This window comes from Macromonas nakdongensis (assembly GCF_002837145.1).
Classification (GTDB): domain Bacteria; phylum Pseudomonadota; class Gammaproteobacteria; order Burkholderiales; family Burkholderiaceae_C; genus Macromonas_B; species Macromonas_B nakdongensis.
On record NZ_NWMV01000086.1, the window covers coordinates 1 to 15,015 of the forward strand.

Genomic DNA, 15,015 nt, shown 5'->3' on the forward strand with positions numbered 1-15,015 from the left:
CGGGCGCTGCTGGCGGTGGACGGTGGCACCCCGCGCTTCGTGGCCACCGGCCAGACCCTCGCCGGCGTGCGCGTGCTGAGCGTGGGCCAGGACCACGTGGTGCTCGACGTGCAGGGCGAACGCCGCACCTTGCGCCTGGGAGATGGCCCGCTGGCGGCCCAGAGCCCCAGCGCCACGCGCGGCATCACCCTGCTGGCCGATGGCGGGGGCCACTTCACCAGCCCCGGTCAGATCAACGGCCAGGCCGTGCAGTTTCTGGTGGACACCGGCGCCACCGTGCTCACACTGAGCGAAGCCCAGGCCCGGCGCATCGGCCTGAACCTCGGCAACGGCCAGAAAGTGCGCGTGAAAACCGCCAACGGCGAGATCACCGGCCACCAGGTGCTGCTCCACACCGTGCAGGTGGGCGAACACACCAGCCACGGCGTGACCGCGGTGGTGCTGCCCGCCGAACTGCCCTATGTGCTGCTGGGCAACAGCTTCCTGTCGCGCTTTGCCATGCGGCGCGAAGACGGCCGCATGACGCTGGAACCCCGGTATTGACCCCATGAATTTCACCGCCCACCCCGACCCGGCCTACGGCGCCATGCAGCACTGGATGCAACAGTGGTCCGACCTGGAAACCCGGCTGGCCGCGCTCTTGCTGGCCCCGCAGGCCCGACCGGACTTCGTCGAACAGGCGCAAACGCTGCACCGCGAAGGCCGCGCCCTGCTGGAAATCGACGGCGACAGCACCCTGTACTGGCTGTTCCAGCTGGCGGCCTCGTCCACGGTGGCCTACAGCGCCTCGCACGCCATGGTCTGTTGGGCGCTGTGTCAGCTGGTGGCCGACGACCTGGCGCTGCCGCCCGAACAGCGCGACAGCCTGGCCCTGGCCGCCCTGACCATGAACCTGGCCATGACCCGGCTGCAAGACACCCTGGCCGAACAGGCCACCCCGCCGGACGAGGCCCAACGCGCCCAGATCGACACCCACGCCGCCCGCAGCGCCCAATGGCTGCGCGAACTGGGGGTGAGCGACCGGCTGTGGCTGGACACGGTGGAACAGCACCACGAAGCCGGGGCGGACCTGCCTTTGCCCACCCGCATCCTGCAGGCCATGGACCGCTACGCCGCGCTCATCAGCCCGCGCGAAAGCCGCCCCGGCCGCTGCGTCACCGACTCCGGCCGGCACCTGGTGGCCAAGGCCGGTCAGGCGCCCGACGCCATCGGCCACACCCTGCTGCGCAGCGTGGGTATCTGCCCTCCCGGCACTTTCGTGCGCCTGGCCGACGACCGCGTCGCGGTGGTGTTGCGCCGTTCGGACCGCCCGGGCGAACCCTGGGTGGCGACCGTGCTCGACGCCCACGACACCCCGGTGGTGGAGCCCGAGCTGATCGACACCGGCACCGACGGTCTGGGCATTGCCGCGGCCCTGGTCACCCGCAGCGTGCGGGTGCGCCTGAACCACCCGCGCCTGCTGCAACTGTCGCGCGTGGCGCTGACCCGGCCCTGAAGCACCGGCGGCCAGCCCTTCGGCGCGGTCGCCGTATCGGCGCAGCCGGCCTGTCCGCTCAGTGCTTTTTGGAGCCGATCCGGCTTTCCTGCCCGGCGATCAGGCGCTGGATGTTCTGCGCGTGGCGCCACAACAGCAGCCCCCCCATGACGCCCATGGCCAGCGCCACCGGCGCGGCCGCGTTCCAGGCGACACCGTCGCCGAACAGGTAGAAAAAGGGCGCAAACACCGCCGCCACGATGGCCGCCAGCGACGAATAACGGGTGAACACCGCCACCGACACCCAACTCAGCAGCACCGCCAGCCCCAGCCAGGGCTCGAAACCCAGCAGCACGCCGGCCGCCGTGGCCACGCCCTTGCCGCCCTTGAAACCGAAGAACACCGGAAACAAGTGCCCCAGGAAGGCGGCCAGACCGACCAACCCCAGCGCGCCCGCGCCCAGGCCCCAGGCCTCGCCCCACTGGGCCACGGCCCACACCGGCAGCCAGCCCTTGAACGCGTCGAGCAGCAGCGTCACCGCCGCCGCGGCCTTGTTGCCGGAGCGCAGCACATTGGTCGCCCCGGGGTTCTTGCTGCCGTAGGTGCGCGGGTCGTTCAGGCCCATCACCCGGCTGACCAGCACCGCAAACGACAAAGACCCCAGCAGATACGCCACGCCCACCGCCAACGGCGTCATCCATTCACCCATGTCCCACCTCCAAATTCGTCAGGGCTTGCATTGTGCCCTGGGCGCTCACCCTTGCAAGGCGATGGCGCAATCCACCGATCGTGCGCCCAGCACCGCCACCAGCGCCTGCGGGGCGATGCCCACCAGGTAACCGCGCCGCCCGCCGTTGAGCCAAATGCGGTCCAGCCCCAGCACCGACGCCTCGACGTACACCGGCATGGCCTTGCGCGTACCGAACGGCGAGGTGCCGCCCACCAGATAACCGCTGTGGCGTTGCGCCACCTCGGGCTTGCACGGCTCCACCGACTTGGCGCCGATCTGCCGCGCCAGGTTTTTGGTGGACACCGAGCGGTTGCCGTGCATCAGCACCACCAACGGGGCGGCGTCCTGGTCCTGCATCACCAGCGTCTTGACCACGGCAAACGGGTCCAAGCCCAGCACCGCGGCACTGTGGGTGGCGCCGCCGTGGTCCACGTAGTCGTAGGCGTGCTCGGTGTAGGCCACCCCGTGCGCCTTCAGGCAGGCGGTGGCGGGGGTTTCGGAAACGTGCGCTTTCTTGGCCATGCCCGTGGGCCGCGTCAGAGCGCCGGGTCGCGGCTGTCCCAGCGGATGGCGTCGATGGCCTTGAGCAGTTCGGGCGACAAGGTCGTGCCCCAGGCGTCCAGGCATTCGTCCAGCTGCGCCAGCGAGGTGACGCCAATGATGGTGCTGGCCACTTGCCATTTGGTGTAACAGAACGCCAGGGCCAGTTGCGTCGGCGTCAGGCCATGCTCGCGCGCCAGGGCGCTGTAGCGGCGCGCCGTGGCCAGGGCCTCGGGCCGGCCCCAGCGCTGTTTTTTCATCGAGTCGTACAGCGCCATGCGGCCGGCCGGGGCGTCTGCGGCGTCGATGCCGGTGGCGTCGTACTTGCCGGTGAGCAGGCCGAAGGCCAGCGGCGAATAGGCCAGCAGCGACACGCCCAGGTGGTGCATGGTTTCGTCCAGGCCGTTTTCCACCGTGCGGTTGAGCAGGCAGTAGGGGTTCTGCACCGTGGCCACGCGCGGCAGGCCGTGTTGTTCGGCCAGGCGCACGAACTCGTGCACGCCGTAAGGCGTTTCGTTGGACAGGCCCACGGCCCGCACCTTGCCTGCCCGGACCAGCTCGGCCATGGCCTCCAGCTGCTCGTGCAGGGAGGCGCAGGGCTTGTCCTTGCTCGGGTCGTAGTACAACTGGCCGAACACCGGCACGTTGCGCGCCGGCCAGTGGATCTGGTAGAGGTCGATCACCTCGGTCTGCAGGCGGCGCAGGCTGCCTTCGCAGGCGGCCACGATCTCGGCGCGGGTCAGGCCAGATTGGTCGCCGCGGATCCAGGGCATGCCGCGCGACGGGCCAGCCACTTTGGTGGCCAACACCACCTGTTGGCGCACGCCGGGGCGGCGGGCGAACCATTCGCCGATGATGGTTTCGGTGGCGCCGCAGGTCTCGGCCTTGGCCGGCACCGCGTACATCTCGGCGGTGTCGATGAAGTTCACCCCGCGCTCCAGCGCGCGGTCGAGGATGGCGTGGGCCTCGGGCTGGGCCACCTGCTCACCAAAGGTCATGGTGCCCAGGCAGATCGGGGTGACGCGCAGGCCGCTCTGGCCCAGGTTGACGGTCGGGAGGTTGGAAGTCATAAGCATGCAAAGGAGTTGGACGCAGTGTACGTGAGGCGCCTGACGGGAACGAACGCGTTCAGGCCAGGCGGGCGCGAGCCTCTTCCTGCAGGCGCAGGACACGGCGCTGAACCTTGCCGGTGGTGGTCATGGGCAAGGAGTCGATGAATTCGATCTCTTTCGGGTACTCGTACGGGGCCAGCCGGCCCTTGACGTGGGCCTGCAGTTCGGCCACCAGCGCCGCGTCGAACTCGGTTTCGGGGTGGGCGCAGGCGGCGCGGCGGGCGGCCGCCTCGGGCGCCAGCACCACATAGGCCTTGACGACGGCGCCGCGCTCGGGGTCGGGCTTGGGCACCACCGCTGCGTTGGCCACTGCGGGGTGCTTGACCAGGCAGTTTTCGATCTCGCTCGGCCCGATGCGGTAGCCCGCGGCCTTGAACACGTCGTCGGCCCGGCCCTGGTACCAGAGGTAGCCGTCGGCGTCGCGCAGGGCCAGATCGCCGGTGCGGCACCAGCTGTCGGCGGGGTCGCCAGTGAACTTGGCGGCGGTGGCGGCCTCGTTGTTCCAGTAGCCCAGGAAGAACACCGGGTCCGGCTGGCCGTGCACGTCCAGCCGGTGCACCGCCACGTCGCCGGGCACGCCCACCGGGCACTCGTGGCCGTCGTCGTCGATCACCGCCACCCGGTGGCCGGGGTAGCCCTTGCCCATGCTGCCGGGCCGCGCCGGCCACAAGCGCGCGCAGTTGCCGACGATGTAGTTGATCTCGGTCTGGCCGAACATCTCGTTCACCGTCACGCCCAGCTCCTGCTGGCAGTAGGCGAAGACGGCGTCGCCCACCGCCTCGCCGGCGCTCATGATGGCCCGCAAGTGCAGGCGGTAGCGCCCGCGGGGCTCGGGGCAGGCCTTCATCATGGCCTTGAGCGCGGTGGGGAACAGAAAGGTGTGGGTCACCCGGTGGCGCTGCAGCAGCTCGAACGCGGCCTCGGGCGAGAAGCGGCCGTTGTAGGCCACGATGGGGCGGCCGAAGTACAGCGTGGGCAGCAGCGCGTCCATCAGCCCGCCGGTCCAGGCCCAGTCGGCGGGACTCCAGAACACCGCTTCGGAGGCTTGTTTGGGATTCCAGGGATCGAAGCCGAACCAATTCTGACTGCAGACAAAACCGGTGAGGTTGCCGATGAGCGCGCGGTGGGGAATCAGCGCGCCCTTGGGGTTGCCGGTGGTGCCGCTGGTGTAGATCAGCACGGCCGGGTCGTCGGCGCGGGTGTCCACCAGCTCGAAGCGCTTGCGCGCGCTGCCCTGCACCGCGGGCCAGTCCACCACCTCGGTGTCGAAGGCGCCGGTCAGCCCCAGCACGTGGCGCAGCGCCGGGCAGCGTTCGCGCACCGCCTGCACGGCCGGGCCGGTGGCGTGGTCCACCAGGGCCGCCACCGCGGCGCTGTCCTGCAACCGGTACTCCAGCGCCTCGGGACCAAACAGCTGCGACAGCGGCATCGCCACCGCGCCCATCTGCAGCACGGCGATGTAGGCTACCGCCGTCTCGAAACGCTGCGGCAACACGATGGCGACGCGGTCGCCGGGCTTGACGCCCAGAAGGCGCAGGCCATTGGAGAGCCGGTTGGCCGCTGCCTGCAAATCGGCGTAGCTGTGCGCCTGCGGGCGCTGGTCGGGGCCGTCGGCCAGCACCGCCGTCTGCCCGGCCGTCGAGCGCCGTGCGGCCCAGCGTCGCGCGCAGACCTCGGCCATATTAAAGCGCTCCGGCACCTGCCAGCGGAAGCCAGCGTGCAAGCCGGCATAGGCGTCCATGGGGGAAGCGGGGGGATGTTTTTTGTCTCTGCCTTGACTGCGGGCCATGGCGGGTCTCCTGAATAATCACCAGTATGTATCAAGTTCTGCGCCCCGCCCACCACCAAGCTGTCACCATCCGGTCACAGCGCTACCACCTGCGCCAGTGGGGCACGCCCACGCCAGACCGGGCGCCGCTGCTGCTGGTGCACGGCTGGATGGACGTGTCCGCCTCCTGGCAGTTCGTGCTCGATGCCATGGCGCAGGACCGCTTCGTGGTGGCCCCCGACTGGCGTGGCTTCGGCCAGACCCGCCCCCTGCACCTGACACAAGCCCGGCACCCCACCGATTACGGCGAAGCCGACCACTACCTGTTCGCCGACTACCTGGCCGACCTGGACGTGCTGGTGGACCACGTCAACACCGAGCTTGGCCGCCCGGCCGACGCCCCGATCGACCTGGTCGGCCACAGCATGGGCGGCAACGTGGCCATGATGTACGGCGGCATCCGGCCGCAGCGGGTACGCCGCCTGGTCAACCTGGAGGGCTTTGGCATGCCCGCCACCCGCCCGGCCCAGGCGCCCGGCCGCTACGCCAAATGGATGGACGAGTTGAAGGCCCTGCACCGCGGCGACCTGGCCCTCAAAGCCTACGACGACCTCCACGGCGTGGCCCAGCGGCTGATGAAAACCAACCGCCGCCTGCCACTGGCGCGCGCGCTGTGGCTGGCCGAACACTGGGCCGCGCGCAACGCCGACGGCCGCTGGGAGGTGCTGGGCGACCCGGCCCACAAGGTCACCAGCGCCCTGCTCTACCGGCTGGACGAGGTGCTGGAGGTGTTCGCCCGCATCGCCGCGCCGGTGCTGGCGGTGGAGGCGTCCGACGACAGCCTGGCCCAGTGGTTCACCCGCGGCGAATACACCCTGGCCGAATACCACGAGCGCCTGGGCTACGTGCCCGACTGCCGCACCGCCGTGGTGGCCGACGCCGGCCACATGCTGCACCACGACCAGCCGGCCGCCGTGGCCCGCCTGATCGAAGACTTTCTGGCCTGAAGCCCGCGCGGCGCGACCATTTGTTACAGACCGCGCGCCGGCCTGCGGGGACAATGGCGGCTTGACTGCTGCCCACTTCTTCCTTCTGCACCACCCCGTGGCCACCACCGCCCGCCTGCGCCACTGGGCACTGGTCGCCTGCCTGGGCCTGAGCGCTCCACTGGGAGCCCAGGCCTCCGAGACCTTGTGCCCCGGCTGGTCCGAGCCTTCGGCAGACCAGGGCGGCACCGCCCCGCGCTTGCGCCATGAGGCCTTCTTTTCTCCCTACACCCACCACTGGCGCTACTCCGACGACCACCGGCAAGTGGTCGCCTTCAGCCTGAGCCGCCGCCTGCCTGGCGACCGCTTCTGCGGCGCCAGCCTGTTCAGCAACTCCTTCGGCCAGCCCTCGGCCTACGCCTTCGTGGGCAAGACCTGGCCGGGTCTGGTGCCTGGGTTGCCGCGGCTCTATGCCTCGGCCACGGCGGGGATCATCTACGGCTACGTGGGCGAACACAAGGACAAGGTGCCGCTGAACGTGGGCGGTTTTTCGCCGGTGGTGATCCCGGCGGTGGGTTACCGCCTGAGCGAACAGGCCGCGGTGGAAGTGCAACTGCTGGGCACCGCGGCCGTCATGGTGGGCACCAGCTGGCGTTTTTGAGCCCTTCGGCCCCCGCCCGTCCCCAAGCCGGGGGCCCCATGAGAAAATAGCAGTTTGCCTTTAGACAATTCAGGACACCCGCCCCATGGACGCAGAACGCCTCAACACCCTCTCCTCCCGACTGACCGACCTCAGCGCACGCGTGGTCGAGCTCCGGAGGTATCTTTGACTACGATGCCAAAGCCCTGAAGTTGAGCGAGGTCGCCAGCGCGCTGGAAGACCCGACCGTCTGGGACAACCCCAAACGCGCCCAGGAACTGGGCAAGGAACGCAAGTCGCTGGAAGACGTGGTGCTGGTGCTCGACCGCCTGGGTTCCGAACTGGCCGACAACACCGAACTGTTCGAGATGTCGCGCGAGGAAGAGGACGAGGCCGGCATTGCCACCATCGAAGGGGAAGCCGACGCACTCCAAGCCGACGTGGAAAAGCTGGAATTCCGCCGCATGTTCAACAACCCGGCCGACCCGCTGAACTGCTTCCTCGACATCCAGGCCGGCGCCGGCGGCACCGAGGCCTGCGACTGGGCCAGCATGCTGCTGCGCCAGTACACCCGCTACGGCGAACGCAAGGGCTTCAAGGTCACGGTGGAAGACCTGACCGACGGCGACACCGCCGGCATCAAAAGCGCCACCCTCAAGATCGAAGGCGAATACGCCTTTGGCCTGCTGCGCACCGAAACCGGCGTGCACCGCCTGGTGCGCAAATCGCCATTCGACTCGTCCGGCGGGCGCCACACCTCCTTCGCCTCGGTGTTCGTCTACCCCGAGATCGACGACTCGATCGAGATCAACATCAACCCCGCCGACGTGCGCACCGACACCTTCCGCGCCAGCGGCGCCGGCGGTCAGCACATCAACAAGACCGACTCGGCGGTGCGCCTGACGCACATCCCGACCGGCATCGTGGTGCAGTGCCAGGACGGCCGCAGCCAGCACAGCAACCGAGACGTGGCCTGGCAGCGCCTGCGCTCGCGCCTGTACGACTTCGAAATGCGCAAGCGCATGGAAGAACAGCAAAAGCTGGAAGACACCAAGACCGACGTGGGCTGGGGCCACCAGATCCGCAGCTACGTGCTGGACAACTCCCGCATCAAGGACCTGCGCACCAACGTCGAAATCTCGGCCACCCAGAAAGTGCTGGACGGCGACCTCGACCCCTTCATCGAAGCCTCGCTCAAGCAAGGCGTTTGAGCAGAAACGGACCCCCTCATGACCTCTCTGCGTGAAGGCGCCCCCGCCGTGGTGAAGCGCGAAGACTACACCGCCCCCGCCTTTGTGGTGGACACGGTGGACCTGACCTTCGACCTCGACCCGGCCAAAACCCGCGTGCTCAACAAAATGCGGCTGCGCCGCAACCCCGGCGTCGCGGCCCAGCCGCTGCGCCTGGACGGCGAGGAGCTGAACCTGGCACGCGTGCTGGTCAACGGCGCCGGCACCAGCTTCAAGATGGACGGCCAACAGCTGGTGCTGGAAAAACTGCCCGAAGGCGATGAGCCTTTCGAGCTGGAAATCTTCACCACCTGCAACCCCAGCAAGAACACCCAGCTGATGGGTCTCTACGTCAGCCAGGGCACCTTCTTCACGCAGTGCGAGGCCGAGGGCTTCCGCCGCATCACCTACTTCCTCGACCGTCCGGACGTGATGGCCAGCTACAGCGTCACGCTGCGCGCCGACCAAACCGCCTACCCGGTGCTGCTGAGCAACGGCAACCTGGTCGAGCAAGGCCCGCTGGAAGACGGCCCCAATGGCCCGAGGCATTACGCCAAGTGGGTGGACCCACACAAGAAACCCTGCTACCTGTTCGCGCTGGTGGCGGGCAGCCTGGTGCACCGCGAACAAAAAATCCTCAGCCGCAGCGGCACCGAACACACCCTGCAGGTCTACGTGCGCGCGGGCGATCTGGACAAAACCGAACACGCCATGAATTCCCTCATGGCCTCCATCGCCTGGGACGAGGCGCGCTTCGGCCTGCCGCTGGACCTGGAACGCTTCATGATCGTCGCCACCAGCGACTTCAACATGGGCGCGATGGAGAACAAAGGCCTCAACATCTTCAACACCAAGTACGTGCTGGCCAGCGCCGCCACCGCCACCGACGTGGACTTCGGCAACGTGGAAAGCGTGGTGGGCCACGAGTACTTCCACAACTGGACCGGCAACCGCGTCACCTGCCGCGACTGGTTCCAGCTGAGCCTGAAAGAGGGCCTGACCGTGTTCCGCGACCAGGAATTCAGCATGGACATGGCCGGCAGCCCGTCGGCCCGCGCCGTCAAGCGCATTGAAGACGTGCGCGTGCTGCGCACCGCCCAGTTCCCCGAAGACGCGGGCCCCATGGCCCACCCGGTGCGCCCCGACCAGTACGCCGAAATCAACAACTTCTACACCGTCACCATCTACGAAAAAGGGGCCGAGGTGGTGCGCATGCAGCAGACCCTGGTCGGCCGCGAGGGCTTTGCCCAAGGCATGAAGCTCTACTTTGAGCGCCACGACGGCCAGGCCGTGACCTGCGACGACTTCGCGCAGGCCATGGCCGACGCCAACCCCGCCAGCGACCTGGCCCGCCTGCTGCCCCAGTTCAAGCGTTGGTACAGCCAGGCTGGCACGCCGCGCGTGCAAGCCCAGGGCGTGTACGACGCCGCCGCGCGCAGCTACACCCTGACGCTGAGCCAGAGCTGCCCCGCCACCCCCGGCCAGGCGGTGAAAGAGCCTTTCGTCATCCCAGTGGCGCTGGGCCTGCTGGACGCGCAGGGACAGGAACTGCCGCTGCAGCTGGCGCACTGGACCCAGCCCGAGCAAGGCAGCCGCACCCTGGTGCTGACCGAGGCCAGCGAGACCTTCACCTTCGTCAACCTGGACAGCGAACCGGTGCCCTCCCTGTTGCGCGGTTTTAGCGCCCCGGTGGTGCTGGAACACGCCTACAGCGACGCCCAGCTGTTGACCCTGCTCGCGCACGACACCGACCCGTTCAACCGCTGGGAAGCCGGCCAGCGACTGGCCCTGCGCCAAGCCCTCGCCGCCATCCAGGCCGACGGCCCGGTGCCCACCGAGGTACTGAACGGCGCCTACCTCGATGCCATGCGCGGCGTGCTGCGCCACACCGGTCTGGACGCCGCCTTCAAGGAGCTGGTGCTGACCCTGCCCAGCGAAACCTACATCGCCGAGCAACTGGACGTGGTGGACCCGCAGCGCATTCACGCCGTGCGCGAAGCCATGCGCGCCCAGCTGGCCAACGCCCTGCACGCGGACTGGGCACAGGCTTTCGACGCCCACCAACACAACGGCGCCTACCGGCCCGATCCGGTCTCCAGCGGCCGCCGCGCCCTGGCCGGCCTGGCCCTGCAGATGCTGTGCCTGGCGGCCCGCCACACCGGCGACCCGGTCTGGCCCGGCAAGGCCCTGCAGCGCTTCAAAGACGCGGGCAACATGACCGACCGCTTCAACGCCCTGAACGCACTGGTCGGCAGCGGCCACGCCCTGGCACAGAACGCGCTGGAACGCTTCCACGCCCTGTTCAAAAATGAAGAGCTGGTGCTGGACAAGTGGTTCGCCCTGCAGGCCGGCGCGCCCGACCACGGCGGCCACATCCTGCCCGTGGTCAAGCAGTTGCTGCAACACCCGGACTTCCACCTCAAGAACCCGAACCGGGCCCGCAGCGTCATCTTCAGCTACTGCAACGCCAACCCCGGCGCCTTCCACCGCGCCGACGCCGCCGGCTACGTGTTCTGGAGCGAACGCGTGGTCGAAATCGACGCCTTCAACCCGCAGGTGGCCGCCCGCCTGGCGCGCGCCCTGGACCGCTGGAAAAAGCTGGCCGAGCCCTACCGCACCGCCGCGCGCGAAGCCATCGCCCGCGTCGCCGCCAAGGCCGACCTGAGCAACGACGTGCGCGAGGTCGTCACCCGCGCCCTGGCCGATTGAGCCGCCCGCGCGCCCCCACCGGAGCCCCCATGACCCAACGCATCTCCCTCACCCGCTACCTCATCGAACAGCAGCGCCAGCACGGCCTGATCCCGTCCGAGCTGCGCCTGCTGCTCGAAATCGTCGCCCGCGCCTGCAAGCGCATCGCCATCCAGGTCAACAAAGGCGCCCTGGGTGAGGTGCTGGGCAGCGCCGAGAGCGAAAACGTGCAGGGCGAAGTGCAGAAAAAGCTGGACATCATCGCCAACGAGGTGCTGATCGACGCCAACGAATGGGGCGGCCACCTGGCGGCCATGGCCAGCGAGGAAATGGACACCATCTACGTGGTGCCCAACCGCTACCCGCAGGGCGAGTACCTGCTGATGTTCGACCCGCTCGACGGTTCTTCCAACATCGACGTCAACGTGTCGATCGGCACCATCTTCAGCGTGCTGAAAAAACCGAACGACGACCCAAAGATGGTCGAACCTGTCAGAGAAAAAGACTTTTTGCAGGCGGGCAAACAGCAGGTGGCCGCCGGCTACTGCATCTACGGCCCGCAAACCACGCTGGTGCTGACCGTGGGCCACGGCGTGAGCATGTTCACCCTGGACCGCGAGCAAGGCACCTTCGTGTTGACGCAGGAAAACGTGCGCATCCCCGAAGACACCAAGGAATTCGCCATCAACATGAGCAACATGCGCCACTGGGACGCCCCGGTCAAGCGCTACGTGGAAGAATGCCTGTACGGCAAAGACGGCGTGCGCGGCAAGGACTTCAACATGCGCTGGATCGCGTCCATGGTCGCCGATGTGCACCGCATCCTCAGCCGCGGCGGCGTCTTCATGTACCCCTGGGACCAGCGCGAGCCGAACAAACCCGGCAAGCTGCGCCTGATGTACGAAGCCAACCCCATGGGCTGGCTGGTGGAACAGGCCGGCGGTGCCGCCACCAATGGCCGCCAGCGCATCCTCGACATCGCCCCGACCGAACTGCACCAGCGCGTGAGCGTGGTACTGGGCTCGAAAAACGAGGTGGAACGCGTCACCGCCTACCACCTGGAAGCCGACGCCCAACGCTGAAGCGCCCAGCGGCGTGGCTATAATGCGAGGCTGTTTCCGCGGAGACGCGGCAACCGTGCCGGAATAGCTCAGTCGGTAGAGCAGCTCATTCGTAATGAGAAGGTCGGGGGTTCGATTCCTCTTTCCGGCACCACAGATACAAGCCCCTGGCTGTCATGGTCAGGGGCTTTTCTCTTGTAGCTAAGACGTAACCACACGCAGATTATCCAGTCGAGCCGCAGCAGCTTGCAAGCCCTCGGGCGCCAGATGTGCATACCGCTCCACCATCGACTGGATTCTCCAGCCGCCCAGACGCTGCAGTTCATGGGTCGGTGTCCCCACCTCACGGTGCCAGGTGGCGAACGTGTGGCGCAGGTCATGCCAGCGGAAATCCTCAATTCCTGCACGCACCAGCGCATTGCGCCAGGCTTTGGTGCTGACCTGCGTCACCGGCTCCCCCTCGTAGGTGAAAACATAGGTCCGGTGCGTGCCCTTGCGCTTTTGCAAGACCGCCATGGCCTGCTCATTCAACGGCACCGCGTGCGCTTTACCGTTTTTGTGTTCCGACGCCGAAACCCACATATGCCTGCGCTCCAGACTGATCTGGCTCCAGCGCAGGCTTTTGACGTTGCCCTGACGCAGCCCCGGCATTTCAATTTGTTTTAAACGGTAGGCACCCCAATCAGGATGGTCTGGTCAATCTGGTTGCCTTCCAAGTCGTAGGCCACACGGCCTTCTGCCGCACCATAGATCAGGTAGTGCGCCACCGCCCCGTTGGTGCGACTGCCCAGGAAGTCTCCGATGTACGCGTCCACGTACGCGGCCACGTCGGGGTTTTCGCTCAGGTAGCGGTTGCCATCGTACTGGTCGTAGGCCGGTCCGGCACTGCGTCCTTCCCACACCCCGTACAGGTTGTAGTGCTGGAACAGGATGTCTGCGGACAGGTTCAAGGAACTCAAGTCGTCCCAGCGGTTGGCGTAGTAAACGGGATCGAACCAGGCGTTAGGATCTCGGCCTTCGGCTGCTCCGGTGCTCAGGTAATGAGCGAAGGCGTTGTCCATGGTGACGGTGGACGCCAGATCGGGGTTGCTCAACAGGTAGTAAGAGGCATCAAACAGGAAGTTGTTGGCTTGGCCGTACATGGGTACGGATGTACGCGCCGGATTGAACAGATCGAAGGTCTGGCCGCCGAACTGCAGGCGCTCGATGCTGGTGAGGGTATCGCTGCCATCGCGGCCGGTTTGGCTGTCGGTCACCACTGCGGTGCCGTGAACTCGGTCGATTTGGATGGTGTACTGAGAGGCGTTGCCTGAGTAAACGACGGTGTCGGTACCTTGACCACCATCCACCAGATCGTTACCACTACTACCAAACAATCTATCGCTCGCAGAAGTCCCGAAAACCTCATTTACCGCTAGGGTATTCACAGTCAAAGTGACTGTATTGTTTGCCTCATATCCATCAACGTTGTAGTTTCCTGCAGCATCTGAAAATCTTCCACTTGCCACACTCACCACACCGTTGACTGTACTATTAGCCGTTGGTGTAAATATGGCCGAGTAGTTAAAACCGCTACCTGAGAAGCTACTCAGAACCCCGCCAGAGACCGTCAAATCAGACAGGGTGAAATTTGTGGATGCCTCGGATAATAAAAATGAAACAACAGCTTGTTCACCAAGCGATAGCGAAGACTTATTTGCAACTATTGAAATTTCCGGAGGTGTTATATCCGTATAAAGCGTATAGCCCCCCGTATTAACGAAAGTATTTGAAGAGATGTGCAACTCATAATAACCGGTATACGGAGCCGAAAAACTATATCTCCCCCCCCCGGCCGACACCAAGCTATCCACGGATCGCTGAGAATACTCTACATCCAAATATATATCGGGGATCGAACTTACGATACCAAACTCATATGAAACACCGGCCACAGCGCTAAATCTGTAAATATCAACGTCAGAAACATAATCCAAGGCGGCCGTATATGATCTACCGGATTCGATCGTTTCACCAATGCCATTTGCTTCAATAATTGTATTATCTTCAAGTCTTATACCAGTATAGCCTTGGGTACTGGTATAAGCCTGCAGATAATACAGTGAGTCAGTAGCCGTAAATGTATACCCGGAATAACCACCATAGTCATATGAGAGCGCCAAAACGTAACCATTTCTATCCAACAATGCAAAATCAGCATCGGCCGGACCTACTCCAAATGGACTACCCTGACTAATTATCGCCGTATAAGTATGTCCAACTTGGAGCCTCATGAAATAAGCATCCAGATCCCCAAAAACTCCAGATGAAATATTCGTCCCAGAATATGAATACGAATAAGCATTGTCACCAACCAGCAAATAAAAATTTGTTGCAATTGATCCAGCAGCGTCTAAAGAAAAATTAAATCTAGCCTCATCCATGCTCATGATAAATATCCTTTCTTTTAAGTTTATAACAGATAAATAATCCGCTTGACATCCCCTGTTTGGGGGAGGCTACCCCTTCAAGGTCGTCTGCAGCACGACCATCGGCAACGAGGAAACCTTCTGGACCCACCCTGACATGGGCGTGTTCGTCAAAACCCACCTGCGGCGCACAGAAAAAAGCCCTCTGGGCCCTGGGACGCAAGAAGCCGAATTGCTCTCCACCCCCTCCATGCCGCGCTGACCACAAGACCCCGGACGAACGCCCCTGCGGGTGCGGTGGATGGCGACCGCAGGGGCTTTCTGCCCTCAAGCCACGGCCCAAATCGCAGCGACTTGATCAACACCCACACAGAAAAGT

The 15,015-nt window shown here is 65.5% G+C and carries 13 protein-coding genes and 1 tRNA gene; 8 read left to right on the forward strand and 6 right to left on the reverse strand.

Annotation, left to right across the window (positions count from 1 at the left end):
* Positions 1-543: retropepsin-like aspartic protease family protein (locus CON77_RS11315; RefSeq protein WP_101049243.1), on the forward strand; the 543-nt coding region annotated here is incomplete at its 5' end.
* Positions 544-547: 4 nt separating this feature from the next.
* Positions 548-1,495 carry an HD-GYP domain-containing protein gene (locus CON77_RS11320; RefSeq protein ID WP_101049244.1) on the forward strand — a complete coding sequence of 316 codons (948 nt, stop codon included), beginning with the start codon at positions 548-550 and terminating at the stop codon, positions 1,493-1,495.
* 58 nt (positions 1,496-1,553) lie between these two features.
* Here the strand turns inward: CON77_RS11320 and plsY are convergent, their stop codons facing one another.
* The 4 genes from plsY to CON77_RS11340 are packed head-to-tail and all read right to left on the reverse strand — an operon-like array spanning position 1,554 to position 5,597.
* On the reverse strand, positions 1,554-2,183 hold the full coding sequence (gene plsY / locus CON77_RS11325) for a glycerol-3-phosphate 1-O-acyltransferase PlsY (RefSeq protein WP_101049245.1): 630 nt from the start codon (positions 2,181-2,183) through the stop codon (positions 1,554-1,556).
* 45 nt (positions 2,184-2,228) lie between these two features.
* Positions 2,229-2,726 (reverse strand): aminoacyl-tRNA deacylase, encoded by a 498-nt coding sequence (locus CON77_RS11330; protein ID WP_101049246.1) that lies wholly within the window; start codon positions 2,724-2,726, stop codon positions 2,229-2,231.
* A gap of 14 nt (positions 2,727-2,740) precedes the next feature.
* Positions 2,741-3,814, reverse strand: a complete 1,074-nt coding sequence (locus CON77_RS11335) for an aldo/keto reductase (RefSeq protein WP_439650566.1) — start codon at positions 3,812-3,814, stop codon at positions 2,741-2,743.
* Between the two features lie 58 nt (positions 3,815-3,872).
* Complete coding sequence (locus tag CON77_RS11340; RefSeq protein ID WP_369407350.1) at positions 3,873-5,597, reverse strand: acetate--CoA ligase; 1,725 nt, start codon at positions 5,595-5,597, stop codon at positions 3,873-3,875.
* Between the two features lie 74 nt (positions 5,598-5,671).
* On the opposite strand from CON77_RS11340, the gene CON77_RS11345 reads away from it, so the two are divergent.
* The 6 genes from CON77_RS11345 (at position 5,672) to CON77_RS11370 (ending at position 12,382) form a co-directional block, all read left to right on the forward strand.
* The gene (locus tag CON77_RS11345) at positions 5,672-6,631 is read left to right on the forward strand and encodes an alpha/beta fold hydrolase (protein WP_101049249.1); all 960 of its coding nucleotides are present in this window, start codon (positions 5,672-5,674) and stop codon (positions 6,629-6,631) included.
* Positions 6,632-6,692: 61 nt separating this feature from the next.
* Positions 6,693-7,271, forward strand: a complete 579-nt coding sequence (locus tag CON77_RS11350; RefSeq protein WP_232788507.1) for a hypothetical protein — start codon at positions 6,693-6,695, stop codon at positions 7,269-7,271.
* An 85-nt stretch (positions 7,272-7,356) separates the two neighbouring features.
* Positions 7,357-8,461 (forward strand): peptide chain release factor 2 gene (gene prfB / locus CON77_RS11355; RefSeq protein WP_101049250.1). Its coding sequence is split into 2 segments (ribosomal slippage): positions 7,357-7,437 and positions 7,439-8,461, totalling 1,104 coding nucleotides; the frame shifts between segments, so codons are not numbered across the junction.
* A gap of 18 nt (positions 8,462-8,479) precedes the next feature.
* A complete protein-coding gene (gene pepN / locus CON77_RS11360) occupies positions 8,480-11,188 on the forward strand; it encodes an aminopeptidase N (protein WP_198552351.1) in 2,709 nt (902 codons plus the stop codon).
* A 29-nt stretch (positions 11,189-11,217) separates the two neighbouring features.
* Positions 11,218-12,249, forward strand: coding sequence for a class 1 fructose-bisphosphatase (locus CON77_RS11365; protein ID WP_101049251.1), 1,032 nt, complete (start codon positions 11,218-11,220; stop codon positions 12,247-12,249).
* A 57-nt stretch (positions 12,250-12,306) separates the two neighbouring features.
* Positions 12,307-12,382 (forward strand) — tRNA-Thr (locus CON77_RS11370).
* A 47-nt stretch (positions 12,383-12,429) separates the two neighbouring features.
* Here CON77_RS11370 and CON77_RS11375 read toward each other — a convergent pair.
* Entirely contained in the window at positions 12,430-12,879 is a 450-nt protein-coding gene (locus tag CON77_RS11375) for a site-specific integrase (RefSeq protein WP_101049252.1), read from the reverse strand.
* An 11-nt stretch (positions 12,880-12,890) separates the two neighbouring features.
* The gene (locus CON77_RS15200) at positions 12,891-14,657 is read right to left on the reverse strand and encodes an Ig-like domain-containing protein (RefSeq protein ID WP_157826926.1); all 1,767 of its coding nucleotides are present in this window, start codon (positions 14,655-14,657) and stop codon (positions 12,891-12,893) included.
* Positions 14,658-15,015 lie beyond the last annotated feature (358 nt).